12 protein-coding genes are annotated in these 12,985 nt (G+C 41.9%); 11 read left to right on the forward strand and 1 reads right to left on the reverse strand.

All coding sequences use genetic code 11. The features are described from left to right. Positions 1–75 precede the first annotated feature (75 nt). The 10 genes from BSO02S_RS11085 (at position 76) to BSO02S_RS11130 (ending at position 10,880) form a co-directional block, all read left to right on the forward strand. Positions 76–1,230: an acyl-CoA dehydrogenase family protein gene (locus BSO02S_RS11085; protein WP_084374981.1), complete on the forward strand. Its 1,155-nt coding sequence runs from the start codon at positions 76–78 to the stop codon at positions 1,228–1,230. Positions 1,231–1,353: 123 nt separating this feature from the next. Further along, positions 1,354–2,151, forward strand: coding sequence for a 1,4-dihydroxy-2-naphthoyl-CoA synthase (gene menB, locus BSO02S_RS11090; protein WP_066066757.1), 798 nt, complete (start codon positions 1,354–1,356; stop codon positions 2,149–2,151). A gap of 36 nt (positions 2,152–2,187) precedes the next feature. Next, positions 2,188–3,825, forward strand: a complete 1,638-nt coding sequence (locus tag BSO02S_RS11095) for an AMP-binding protein (RefSeq protein WP_066066759.1) — start codon at positions 2,188–2,190, stop codon at positions 3,823–3,825. 26 nt (positions 3,826–3,851) lie between these two features. Then, positions 3,852–4,598 carry an SDR family NAD(P)-dependent oxidoreductase gene (locus tag BSO02S_RS11100; RefSeq protein WP_066066761.1) on the forward strand — a complete coding sequence of 249 codons (747 nt, stop codon included), beginning with the start codon at positions 3,852–3,854 and terminating at the stop codon, positions 4,596–4,598. Positions 4,599–4,706: 108 nt separating this feature from the next. Beyond that, positions 4,707–5,858, forward strand: coding sequence for an acyl-CoA dehydrogenase family protein (locus BSO02S_RS11105; RefSeq protein WP_066066763.1), 1,152 nt, complete (start codon positions 4,707–4,709; stop codon positions 5,856–5,858). A gap of 138 nt (positions 5,859–5,996) precedes the next feature. Next, a complete protein-coding gene (locus BSO02S_RS11110; protein ID WP_066066974.1) occupies positions 5,997–7,202 on the forward strand; it encodes an acyl-CoA dehydrogenase family protein in 1,206 nt (401 codons plus the stop codon). A 490-nt stretch (positions 7,203–7,692) separates the two neighbouring features. Next, entirely contained in the window at positions 7,693–7,965 is a 273-nt protein-coding gene (locus BSO02S_RS11115; RefSeq protein WP_066066765.1) for a hypothetical protein, read from the forward strand. Positions 7,966–8,249: 284 nt separating this feature from the next. After that, complete coding sequence (pcp, locus tag BSO02S_RS11120; RefSeq protein WP_066066767.1) at positions 8,250–8,897, forward strand: pyroglutamyl-peptidase I; 648 nt, start codon at positions 8,250–8,252, stop codon at positions 8,895–8,897. A 37-nt stretch (positions 8,898–8,934) separates the two neighbouring features. Further along, on the forward strand, positions 8,935–9,525 hold the full coding sequence (locus BSO02S_RS11125) for a class I SAM-dependent methyltransferase (RefSeq protein ID WP_066066770.1): 591 nt from the start codon (positions 8,935–8,937) through the stop codon (positions 9,523–9,525). 110 nt (positions 9,526–9,635) lie between these two features. Continuing rightward, positions 9,636–10,880, forward strand: coding sequence for an aminopeptidase P family protein (locus tag BSO02S_RS11130; protein ID WP_066066772.1), 1,245 nt, complete (start codon positions 9,636–9,638; stop codon positions 10,878–10,880). A 48-nt stretch (positions 10,881–10,928) separates the two neighbouring features. On the opposite strand, the gene BSO02S_RS11135 is transcribed toward BSO02S_RS11130, so the two are convergent. Continuing rightward, positions 10,929–11,369, reverse strand: coding sequence for a ribosomal maturation YjgA family protein (locus BSO02S_RS11135; protein ID WP_066066773.1), 441 nt, complete (start codon positions 11,367–11,369; stop codon positions 10,929–10,931). Positions 11,370–11,685: 316 nt separating this feature from the next. Between BSO02S_RS11135 and BSO02S_RS11140 the strand changes: the two genes are divergently transcribed. Then, positions 11,686–12,960 carry an L-cysteine desulfidase family protein gene (locus BSO02S_RS11140; protein WP_066066776.1) on the forward strand — a complete coding sequence of 425 codons (1,275 nt, stop codon included), beginning with the start codon at positions 11,686–11,688 and terminating at the stop codon, positions 12,958–12,960. The last annotated feature ends 25 nt before the right edge of the window (positions 12,961–12,985 follow it).

Consider the following 12,985-nt stretch of genomic DNA (forward strand, 5'->3'; position numbering starts at 1 on the left):
AGTATAAAGCCTGATAGATGGCAAAAACAGAGTTGGCACGGAAGTTGCAATATAGTAGGGAAAGGAGGAGTTATCTTGTTAAATTTTTCATTCAGTCAAGAACAGGATTATTTTAGAGAGATGCTAAGAGATTTTTCCATAAAAGAACTACTTCCGCAATACACAAAATGGGATCGCGAGAAAGTACATCCAAGACATTTATGGAAAAAGCTTGGGGAGCTTGGCGTGAATGGCCTAAGGATCCCTGAAGTGTATGGAGGAAGCGGAGCGGAGTGTGTCACGGCTGGGATTGCCGCAGAAGAAATTGGGCGCGGGGATTTTAACCTAACCTACGCCGTAATGCTAAACGCCTTGGCTTCCGAAATCCTGACTAATCATGCGACAGAGTCATTAAAAAAAACATGGCTTCCGCAAATTTCCAGCGGTGAAAAAATCGTCGGAGTGGCGATTACGGAGCCTTCGGCAGGAACCGATGCAGCAGGAATTTGCTCGACTGCTGTACATAAGGGAGATTGCTATATTTTAAATGGGGAAAAATCTGGGATCAGTGCAGCAACATTTGGGGATGCCTTCATTGTATTTGCGAAAACGGATCCGAATTCCGGCAGTAAGGGCATCAGCGCCTTCATCGTCCCGTCCGACCGTCCGGGGGTGGAATGTAAAGGCTATGATGACATGGGAAATATCCCGATTGGGAGAGGTTCCATTTATTTAACAGATGTTGAGGTTCCAGCTGAGAATTTAATTGGACTAGAAAATAATGGCTTTTTCCAAGTAATGAATGGCTTTGACTTAAGCCGGTTGTTGATCGGACTTCAATGTGTAGGTGCGGCCCTGCAAAGTATTGATGAAACGATTGAACATGTGAAAACAAGGCATGCCTTTGGAAAACCATTGGCGAAATTCCAAGGCGTCTCCTTTCCAATCGTCACCCATTCCACCCAATTAGAATTAATCAAATGGCAGGCATATCGCGGTCTTTGGCTCCGTGACCAAGGCAAAAAGCATACAAAAGAGGCCTCCACAGTAAAATGGCTGGGCCCAAAATACAGCCAAGAAGCAATCCATGAATGCATGCTCCTCAATGGCCATTATGCCTATACAAAAGAAATGCCGCTTGAACAACGATTACGAGATGTCATTGGATTAGAAATTGGCGATGGGACCGCTCAGGCGAATCAGATTGTCATTGCGAAAGAATTACTCGGCAAAGAATTTCGTCCCTATTAATCTTGGAGACAGACGCTAGAATTTAATTACGAAAAATGTGGTATGTATATATGAATCCGGAATAAAAGTGGTAAAAGGACAAGTCATTTTACAAGATTTTAAAAAAACAGGAGGCATGAAAAGATGGAATTACAAGATGTTCTCTATGAAAAAAGGGATGGAGTTGCCAAAATTACGATGAACCGCCCTGAGGTTTACAATGCCTTTCGGGCCCAAACGGTCCAGGAATTAATCTGGTCATTCCGGGATGCATGGGATGATAACCGAATTGGTGCAGTCATTTTAACAGGGGCAGGCGAGAAGGCATTCTGTACCGGCGGCGACCAAAAAAATAAGGGAGACAGCGGCTATGACAGCTCCGGAGGATTGGGCGGCGGGATTGGCTTAGAAATAGAAAATCTCCATCGAACCATTCGCGCTATGCCAAAGCCTGTTATAGCTGCCGTAAATGGCTTTGCGATCGGCGGCGGACATGTCCTGCATGTCATCTGTGATTTAACGATAGCTGCGGAAACAGCCATTTTCGGCCAAAGCGGTCCAAAGGTAGGAAGCTACGATGCCGGCTTAGGCTCTGCCTATTTGGCTCGGATTGTCGGTGAAAAGAAGGCAAGGGAAATATGGTATTTATGTGAGAAGTACACGGCGCAAGAAGCGAAGGAAATGGGACTGGTAAATAAGATTGTCCCTCAAGGTGAACTGATGGCAGCTGCCGAAGAATGGGCAGCGAAAATTGTTGAAAAAAGCCCGACAGCAATAAAAATGCTGAAATATTCGTTTAATGCGGATTCCGCTAATATTGAAGGTATTTCCCAAATTGCGATGGCTAGTCTAGGGATGTTTTACAAATCAGATGAGTCGGCAGAAGGTAGAAATGCCTTTGTAGAAAAAAGGCCCGTTGATTTCAAGAAATTCAGGCAGTAACCAAGTTTTTAGCTATATTAAAGGGGGATTCAAGCTATGAGTTTCGAAACGATTTTAACCGAAGAACTTTGTAAAAAGTACGAGTCCAATTGGTCAAATAAAACCATCCTCGACTATTTAAAACAAGCGATTGAACATAAACCTGAAAAAACTGCCATTATTGATAGAAATAGCCGATATACGTTCAAGGAGGTTGGTATGCTAGTTGACCGTGTGGCTCTTGGATTGCTTGATACGGGTTTGAAAAAAGGGGATGTCATCTCCTTTCAACTGCCGAACTGGAATGAGTTTGTCATTCTCCACCTTGCGGCAACGAGGATCGGAGCTATTAGTAATCCCTTGATCCCTATCTACCGTGACCGGGAAATTGGCTTTATGGTCAAACTTGCCGAATCAAAGATGATTGTTGTCCCTGATGAGTTTCGTGGATTCAACTACCCGGAAATGATTAAGCGACTTTTACCAGACTGGCCTGTGATGGAGTATATCTATGTGATTGGGGAAAATGTGCCGGCAGGAATGAAACCGTTCTCAGCTCTCATGGATGTACCATGGGAAGAACGAAAAGATCCGTCGGTATTAGACGGTATAACACTTGATCCCAATGAAATAACTGAAATTATATTTACTTCTGGGACCACAGGGGAGCCAAAAGGGGTCATGCATACCCATAACACGGTTACCTTTTCTTCCGAGCTTTGGCTCGATCACTTGAAATTAACTTCAGACGATGTCATTTTCATGGCCTCGACATTTGCCCATCAGACAGGTTTCCTATATGGCGTCCGCTTACCGTTTATTTATGGAGGCACCGCCGTTTATCAGGATATTTGGAATCCAAAAGAATTTATTGCGTTAATAGAAAAAGAGAAAATCACCTTTACCACAGCGGCGACACCATTTTTACAAGATACGATTCAAGTCGATAATATTCAGAGCTACGATTTAAGCTCACTCCGATATTTTGCAGCGATTGGCGCACCAATACCAAGAACACTTGTCAAACAGGCTGCCCAAAAGTTGCCGTGTCAAGTTCTCTCAGGCTGGGGTCAAACGGAAAATGGCCTTGTGACGTTAACGCTTGCGAATGATACGGAAGAAAAGCTGACCAATACGGATGGCACCCCATTCCCAGCAATGGATGTGAAGGTAGTTGATCTGAATGGTCAAGAGCTTTCGCCTAATGTAGAGGGTGATTTGCTTGTCAGAGGTCCGGCTCTATTTGTTGGTTATTTAAAACGCTTGGAGCTGACGAAGTCTGAGTTCGATGGTGAATGGTTTATAACAGGAGACCGTGCAGTCAAGGATGAAGACGGGTACATCCGAATCACAGGCCGCAACAAAGATATAATTATTCGTGGCGGTGAGAACATCCCTGTTGCCTATGTTGAAAATATCTTATACGAGCATCCCGATATTTCGATTGTCCAAATTGTTGCGATGCCGGATGCTAGGCTTCAAGAGCGGGCCTGTGCCTTTATTAGTTTGAAGGACGGAGCATCACCACTGACGATGGAGTCCATGAAAATCTTTTTAGCGGAAAAAGGCGTAGCAAAGCACTATTGGCCGGAACATGTAGAAGTGATTGCAGATTTCCCAAGAACCCCAAGCGGCAAAATTCAAAAGTTCCGGTTGCGGGCAATCATTGATGAAAAAATAGCTAATCGATTATAGCTAGTAGGAAAAAAGGGAGGTTGGACATGGTACAACATGTAGCGTTTGTGACAGGGGCAGGAAGCGGAATCGGCAGAGAAATTGCAAGATTGCTAGCTTCTCGTTCCTTAAAAATAATTGTGGCCGATATCAATATGGCAGGGGCGGAGGAAACGGTTTCCATCATTAAGGAAAATAATGGGGAGGCGGCAGCGGTATATTGTGACGTTACGAACCTAGAAAGTGTCAAAAGTGCGGTCCAAGATTCCTTGAATTATTATCAACAAATTGATGTGTTAGTAAATAATGCGGGCTGGGATAAGGTAGAGCCTTTTTTAAAAAGTGAGCCTGATACGTGGAAGAGAATAATCGATATCAACCTAATGGGTCAGATCCATACCTGCAAAGCGATATTGCCGTTAATGATTGAAAGCGGTTACGGAAAAGTCGTGAATATTGCCTCTGATGCTGCAAGAGTGGGATCCAGTGGGGAAGCGGTCTATTCAGCTGCCAAAGGCGGGGTGGTCGCACTGACAAAAACGCTGGCACGGGAAATGGCCCGTCACAAGATCAACATTAATTGTGTGGCACCGGGTCCAAGTAACACACCGTTATTTCAAGAAATCGGCTCCTACAATGAAGGTCTTGCCGGGGCATTAGAAAAAGCCATCCCTTTCCGGCGCTTAGCCCAGCCGGAGGATATTGCGGGGGCAGTAGCTTACTTCGTATCGGACGAAGCCGGCTATGTGACAGGACAAACCTTGTCGGTCAGCGGCGGATTAACGATGCTTTAAAAATGGCCGGTATGGGGACTACAGTCCTATCTTACTGGCTTCCTTTTATATTGGCGAACATTGGCAGAAGTCATTTTTATAGTTATATAGAAAGGGTGGCAAAAACAATTGAATTTTCAATTACCTGACGATATTTTGTCTCTAAAATATGGAATACGAGAATTTGTTGACCATGAAGTCGAACCGCATGCAATGGAAATTGAAGAAACAGATGAAATTCCCGAAAGAATCCTAGAAATGTCCAAAAAAATGGGATTATTCGGCTTAAGTATCCCGGAGGAGTATGATGGATTAGGTATTGGCATGGTTGGGAAATGTGCGGCATATGAGGAATTGGGCCGCACCCATAATGGCTATACCACCGTCATTGGCGGGCACACCGGCATCGGCTCTGTTGGGGTTGTCGAAATGGGAAATGAACAGCAAAAACGCAAATATTTACCGGACATGGCAAAAGGCAATCGCATCGGAGCCTTTGCGCTAACAGAACCAAGTGCTGGCTCACACGCTACGAATCTAAAAACAACTGCCGTCCAAAAAGGCGACAAATATATCCTCAATGGCAGCAAGCATTACATTACCAACGCATTTCTAGCAGATGTATTTACCGTCATGGCCGTAACGGACCCCTCTAAGGGAGCCAAAGGGATTACCTCCTTCATTGTCGAAAAAGATTTTCCAGGCTTTAAAATCGGGAAAAAAGAAAAGAAGATGGGCCTTCACGGATCACATTCTGCAGAAATTTTCTTTGAGGACTGTGAGGTGCCGGTAGAAAACGTGTTAGGTGAAGAAGGACAGGGGTATGTGAATGCCTTAAAAATCCTTGCCAATGGGCGTGCTGGCCTTGCGGCAAGAAATCTAGGTTCCTGTGATAAATTACTGGAAATGTCACTTGATTATACCCACACAAGAATCCAGTTTGGCAAACCAATTTTTGAACAGCAGATTATCCAGCATTATTTAGCCGAAATGGCGATGGAAACGGAATCGCTTCGGGCAATGACTTACAGGGTCGCCTGGATGGTGGACCAAAATATGAAAGTAATCAAAGAAGCGGCGATGGTGAAATTGCTAGGGTCCGAAATATATAACCGCGTCGCTGACAAAGCAGTCCAAATTCACGGGGGATTGGGTTATATCGCTGAATACCCAATTGAACGGTTTTACCGTGATGCACGAATTACGAGGATTTACGAAGGAACATCGGAAATCCAGAAAAATATTATTGCGGCACAGCTTCATGCTCAATATAAAAAGTAGCAGGTGGTGGAGCTTTTTGGAGCTGAATATTAAAGGCAGAAATAATGTTCAATGGATATGGTTGCACTTGGACTTATCGATTAGGGCAAAGCTTTAACATAGGGTAATCGTATAAAAAATAAGGAGGAGTTCCAAATGATGAATTTTCATTTAACCGAGGAACAAGAAAACGTACAGAAAATGGTGCGTAAATTTGTGGATAAAGAAATTATACCTTACATCCAAGAATGGGATCGAAACCATCATTTTGAGCCGGGTATTTTAAAGAGATTAGCAGAATTACATTTGATGGGTGTGTGCATACCTGAAGAATACGGCGGCGTCGGGATGGATTATAATACCTTAGCGATTGTTTGTGAAGAGTTGGAACGGGGGGATACTGCTTATCGAACAGCCGTTTCCGTCCACACCGGCTTAAATAGTATGACGTTATTGCAATGGGGGAATGAAGAACAAAAGCAAAAATATTTAGTGCCGCAAGCAAAAGGTGAAAAAATTGGCGCGTTTGGATTAACAGAGCCGAATGCAGGATCCGATGTGGCAGCGTTAAATACGACAGCGATTCGGGAAGGAGATAGTTACGTCCTGAACGGTTCAAAAACGTGGATTTCACTATGCGATGTAGCGGACCATTTCCTTGTTTTTGCTAAAACAGATGCCAGCCTTGGTTCAAGAGGGATTTCAGCCTTTATCGTCGAACGCACCTTTGCTGGAGTGACGACTAAAGCAATGAAGGGGAAATTAGGGATCCGTGCCGGAAATACAGGGGAAGTCTTCCTGAGTGAGGTAAGAGTCCCTGCAGGCAACAGACTTGGCGAAGAGGGCGAAGGCTTTAAAATTGCCATGGCTGCCCTTGATAACGGGCGCTTTACCGTGGCGGCTGGTGCCTGTGGATTGATTAATGCCAGCTTAGAAGCCAGTCTAAAGTACTGTCACGAACGAAAAACATTTGGGAAGGAAATTGGCAGACATCAGCTTGTCCAGCAAATGATTGCGAAAATGAGCGCCAATTTAGAAATCTCTCGGCTGCTCGTCTACAAAGCAGGGACATTAAAAAATGAAGGCAAACGAAATACAAGAGAAACATCGCTTGCCAAATGGATTTCTTGTGATGCTGCCTTCGATGCCGCCAATGATGCCGTCCAAATCCACGGCGCCTATGGCTATTCGGATGAATATCCAGTGGAGCGCTTCTTAAGGAATTCCAAGGCACCAGTAATTTATGAAGGAACACGAGAAATTCATACAATCATGCAGGGAGAGTATGCACTAGGCTACCGTGAGGACAAACCAGTTCGCCAAACATTACCCGCATGGCCTTTTGAGTCTGTCATGGCGAAGTAAGTTTTATTGGGTCCGGTCTACTAGGTGCCAGGCGCCATCCAATAAGTGGATGGTGCCTGGCACTTTGTTTTTCATTTGGGACAAAATTGTGCACAACCTATTTAAAATGATCTGCTTATTAGTTTTATGGTCGACCTTTTAAAATAACCTCATTTGTTCTGATTTAGACCGAGTTATCGAATCAGATTCTAATAATCTGTGCCCCATCGATTTATAGCCTTTCATTCTTTTTTCAAACATTGCTTTTAACATGGGTTCTTTGTGATCTACATAATCAAACACTTTAACTTTAGATTTATGATCATGTTGCCGATGCAGTCTGCCAACATATTGTTGTAACGTTCATTCCTAGGATAAAGGCATGACTAAAAATAAGGCTGTTTTCGTGAACTTTGTTGCTTTTGTGAGTAAAGGATTTATGTTATTCTATATAAATTAATTGATATAGTTCTGAATTATAAAATAATTTAATGGATAGGGATGAAGGACTTTGAACGGAAAATATGGATTGTTATCTCTTGTTTTAGCCATAGCAGGGATTTTGCTATTTTACTTGAGTTCTCAAGGAAGTAATGGAGTTTTCAACCCTTATTTCTTCACAGGGCTTGCTTCTTGGATAACAAGTTTTGTGTTAGGCGTTAAAGGAGTCAAAACAAATGAAAGTGGTTCCTTAAAATATGTTGGAATGGGAATGATTTCGCTTATTGTTATAGGCTATGGATTGTTAATAGTCATAATTGGCATTCGTGGGTTCGGAGCCTAAAAAGCATTCTTGTACAGAGTATCAGTCTTAAAAGATGATGTTTTTGTACTACACTAGGCTATGCCCCTTAAAAAATTGACCGTTATATTATTCGACTTTCGATATGCCGAAATAAGCATTTGTTCTACATGATTTTCAAACGATAAATTTTTACCAGGTCAAGCCAACCGAACCAGTAAAGGTAGTTATGAAGTTAACATTCAATCGATGGTTTGATGGCGAAGAAAAAAAGCGATCATTATTATATGGCTGTGACTTAAATAATGAAGGAAAGGAAAATACCTATGAAAAAGATACTTGTTACCGGTTTTGACCAGTTTGGAGGAGAGCCCATTAATCCGGCACTTGAAGCTGTAAAGCGATTAAATGGAAAAGAAATTTTAGGGTACAAGGTGATTACAAGGGAAATCCCAACCGTTTTCGGCAAGGCGATTTCAAGTCTGAAAGAATCAATAGAAGAAATTAATCCTAACGTGGTCATCTGCGTTGGTCAGGCAGGGGGGCGTTCCGGGATCACGCCTGAACGGGTAGCAATCAATTTGGATGATGCCAGAATTACAGATAACGAGAATAATCAGCCAATTGATGCAGAAATTGTTCCCGGCGGACCAGCAGCATATTTCTCTAAACTGCCGGTCAAGGCTATGGTGAAAAAAATGAATGACAATGGAATCCCTGCTTCCGTTTCAAATACTGCGGGCACATTCGTTTGCAACCACATTTTTTATGGACTGATGAATTATCTTGATACAAGGCGTAAGGAGATTCGGGGTGGTTTTATTCATATACCTTTTCTGCCCGAACAGATAGTCCGCAATCCTGGACACCCAAGCATGAGTCTAGAATTGATTGTAAAGGGATTGGAACTATCTATTGAAGCTGCTATCTCACATGAATCAGATATTAATGCGGTTGGCGGAGAAATTAGTTAATTTTAAAGAGTCAATAATTTAGGAGAGGAGTTCCAATATGGATCAGAGAACCAAATGGAATAGCAAATACAAGGAGCGTCTAATTCAACTGGAAGAACCTTTACCGAATGTCAGATTAGCGAACCTATCTCCTTACTTGAACGGAGGATCCGCACTTGATCTTGCATGTGGTCTTGGTGGAAACAGTCTGTTCCTGGCGCGATTAAACTTTCAAGTACAGGCAATTGATCTATCTGATGTGGCTGTCAGCTATCTTCAGGAAATAGCAGCAAAGCAAAATCTCGCAATAAACCCTCGCTTATGCGATCTTACAAAATTGACCAATCTTAATTTGAATAAAAGCTCTATTAGTTTGATTGTCATCACCTATTACCTGGATCGGACGCTATTTCCGTTTGTGAAGTCCATCTTGAAAGAGAATGGGTATTTCTTCATGGAAACCTTTTATACATCACCAATTAGTGAGAATCAGGGAGTATCCAATCACTATAAGCTGCAGCCTGGTGAGTTATTGGCTGAATTTGGAGATTGGAAGGTTCTTTTTTATGAGGAAAATGAACAAGAGGGGCGGCAAACGATATTTTGTCAGAATCAGCGGAAAAGTGCACCGATAGAAAGTGAAAAATAAAGGAGTCTCGGGGGGAGGTATCTTTTTTCCCTTTTAATGAGTATGAATTTTTTCAAAATATAGTATAGTTAAATTAGAAGCTTATAACAGTTTAGAAGAGAGGTAATGAATTGCGTAATGATTTTTTTACAAATAATCGTCATCGTTTATATGAGGAGCTAGAAGATCGTTCCCTGCTGGTGTTGTTTGCTGGAAAGGCACCGCAAAAATCTGCAGATGAGACCTACACATTTGTGCCAAATCGTAACTTTTATTACATAACAGGTATCGACGAACCAAATAGTATCTTTTTAGCCTATAAAGATAATAATCAGCTAGAAGAATATCTTTTTATCGAACAATCAGACCCTTTGTTAGAAAAATGGGTAGGAAAGTCGATTTCAAAAGAAGAGGCTGCAGAAGTTTCAGGGATAGGGATTATCCATTATATCGATCAATTTGAATCCTTGCTGTCGCGAACCCTTTTTACAAACCCTCTAGCAAATGTATATTTGGATCTTGAAAGAAGAGAGTTAGATCAGGTCATGACAGCAGCACAACAATTTGCGGGTAAAATACAGGCGAAGTATCCTTTCCTGCAAATGAAAAATGTTTATCCTGATATTTGTGATTTACGCGTTTATAAAACTCCAGCGGAAATCGAACAGATAACAAAGGCGATTGATATCACCTATAAAGGAATTAAAAATATCATGCGCCATGCGAAAGATGCCAGAAAGGAATATCAGCTGGAAGCCTATTTTGATTTTACCCTTAAGTCAGAAGGGATAAAAGATTATGCGTTTCCTACGATTGTCGCAAGTGGCAAAAATGGGACGATCCTTCATTATGAAAAAAATGATGCGACCATTGAGGAGGGAAGTCTTGTCCTGCTTGATTTAGGTGCTCAATATAACTATTATAATGGTGATATCAGCTTTACATTTCCCGTGAATGGTATATTTACAGAAAAACAAAAAACCTATTACAATATCGTTTTAAAAGCATTAAGAGAAACCACAGCCTTTATTAAACCAGGAGTCCCATTTGCAAAATTGAATGAACTTACAAAGAAAATCCTTGCAGAAGAGTGCATTGAAACTGGATTGATTAAGGAAGAAAGCGAAATCAGAAAATACTACTATCATAGTGTCAGTCACTTTCTTGGTCTAGATACACATGATGTGGGTGATTATAAGGACTTAATCTTACAACCCGGAATGGTGCTAACGGTTGAACCGGGTCTATATATCGAAGAAGAAGGAATCGGCATCCGAATTGAAGATGATGTTTTAGTAACTGAAGAAGGCCATGAGGTTCTTTCGAAAGATATTATCCGTACAGTTGAGGAAATTGAAGCGTTTATGAATTCTTAAATATAGGTGCCTGACACCCAGTGTGGTAATGCTATAATACACCGGGGGTCAGGCACCATTTTTAGTGAATCTAAGCATCACCTTATCCAAGATAGTGGCGGTAATAATCCCTGCAGTATAGCGGATCAGATCCACTGTAAGAAACCCTTTGCCAAGGATCAATGCCCCAAGCAATGTACCACGTATCTGATTAATCCAGACTGCCTGATACAACTGGCTGAATTCAATGCCAAAGCAAAACAAAAAACTGAGCCAGATGGCTGTGAGCAGGCTCTTACGCACTAGTAAAAAACGAAATCCAAAATAAACCATCATAGCCCACAGCATATCCCCGGCATTCTGCGCTATAAATAATGGAAGAAAACTGCTAAATTTTCGGGAGGCCAGGCCAAATAAAATCATGATAACAACGGCTATAAGATAAGCGATCCTTGTATTAAAAGAACGCGGATTGGACGATGTTTTTTTAGAAATTTTGAAAGAAGTCATATTCGAATCACTCTTTGTTATGGTTTTGATTTTCAATGTATAAATGTGAATATACAAGTATTAAATGATAGAAGCAAGCACTTTATTTATAAATTTGTATGGAGCTTACCGCTATTAACTGAATGGAAATATTTTAAACTCACCATCTATTTAAATACTTCCTATTTCTAATATATAATGGATCTAGTGATAGTTACGCTGTGAAAGTTTGGAGAGTGCCTGGCACTCTTACGTTTTTGGGAAGAAAATCTTTAAAACAAAGGAATCAATTATGATATGATGTTAGAAAAGGTATCTTCAATCAGGGGGAACAAAAATGGGAAAGCATAAAATACTGGCTGTCTTGGAAAAAGAATTAGTCGTTGCCCTTGGTTGTACAGAACCAGTTGCGATTGCACTGGCTGCAGCAACGGCAAAAAGCCATGCAAACGGACAAATTCAGGCAATCCGGTTAAAAGCGAGCGGAAATATTATTAAAAATGCAAAATCTGTTGGGATTCCTGGAATGTCAGCTAAAGGTCTTGAATTCGCGGCCGCCCTCGGAGCGGCAGCTGGAGACCCAACTAAGAAATTGGAAATTTTAGATGGACTGACAAAGGAAGATGAGCGGTCGGCATTAAAACTCATTGAAGCAGGTAAAGTAACAGCCGGACAAGCGGATACACCGAAAAGACTTTATATTGAAGTCATTGTCGAAACCGACCATCAAACTTCTAGAGTGGTCATTTCTGATAATCATAGCAATATCACCTTAATCGAAGTGGATGGGAAATCGGTCTACCTTGGCGGATGTGAGAATATCGGAATCCAAACGGATGAAGAGGAATTAGAAGCCCTTACCATTGATGAAATCTACGAATGGGTTTTAACGGCGGACCTTAACGACTTGACTCTGGTAAAAAAGAGTATCGAATTGAATCGAATGATTGGATTAGAAGGTCTTAGCGGAGATTATGGTCTAAATGTCGGTAAAACAATTAAAGATAATGTAAAAAAAGGTATTCTATCCGATGATATAGCTACAGCGGCCATGTCTCTTGCTGCTGCTGGCTCAGATGCCAGGATGGCAGGTTCTACACTTCCGGTGATGGCGAATACTGGGAGTGGAAATCAAGGGATTGCCGTTACACTTCCTGTTGTCGCCGCGGCACAAAAGCTGCAAGTACCTGAGGAAAAGATGATTCGTGCCGTGGCACTTAGCCATCTGATTACCATCCATATCAAATCAAGATTTGGCCGCCTTTCTGCATTATGTGGTGTAACTGCCGCTGGGATGGGGGCGAGTGGGGCGATTGTTTATTTACTGGATGGAGGACTTCAGCAAATTAAAGCAGCGGTTCAGAATACAATCGGCAACGTATCAGGAATGATCTGCGACGGGGCTAAGGCGGGCTGTGCCATGAAGGTTTCGACCTGTTCAAATGTCTCAGTGCAATCAGCCCTGTTGGCACTAAACCATCAAGAAATAAAATCGACTGACGGCTTTATCCATGACGATGTAGAAAAAAGTATCGAAAGCTTCTGCAAACTTGGAAATGAAGGCACGAGGCAAACAGATGAGCTCATTTTAAAATTAATGCTGGAAAAATAAAAAGTTGAAAAAAGAAGCAGAGTGT

This window comes from Neobacillus soli NBRC 102451 (assembly GCF_001591665.1).
Taxonomy (GTDB): Bacteria; Bacillota; Bacilli; order Bacillales; family Cytobacillaceae; genus Neobacillus; species Neobacillus soli.

Excerpts from the sequence above, each read along its gene's own strand:
- menB (WP_066066757.1), top strand. The coding sequence starts at position 1,354 with ATGGAATTACAAGATGTTCTCTATGAAAAAAGGGATGGAGTTGCCAAA.
- BSO02S_RS11095 (WP_066066759.1), top strand. The coding sequence starts at position 2,188 with ATGAGTTTCGAAACGATTTTAACCGAAGAACTTTGTAAAAAGTACGAG.
- BSO02S_RS11100 (WP_066066761.1), top strand. The coding sequence starts at position 3,852 with ATGGTACAACATGTAGCGTTTGTGACAGGGGCAGGAAGCGGAATCGGC.
- BSO02S_RS11110 (WP_066066974.1), top strand. The coding sequence starts at position 5,997 with ATGAATTTTCATTTAACCGAGGAACAAGAAAACGTACAGAAAATGGTG.
- pcp (WP_066066767.1), top strand. The coding sequence starts at position 8,250 with ATGAAAAAGATACTTGTTACCGGTTTTGACCAGTTTGGAGGAGAGCCC.
- BSO02S_RS11125 (WP_066066770.1), top strand. The coding sequence starts at position 8,935 with ATGGATCAGAGAACCAAATGGAATAGCAAATACAAGGAGCGTCTAATT.
- BSO02S_RS11135 (WP_066066773.1), bottom strand. The coding sequence starts at position 11,369 with ATGACTTCTTTCAAAATTTCTAAAAAAACATCGTCCAATCCGCGTTCT.
- BSO02S_RS11140 (WP_066066776.1), top strand. The coding sequence starts at position 11,686 with ATGGGAAAGCATAAAATACTGGCTGTCTTGGAAAAAGAATTAGTCGTT.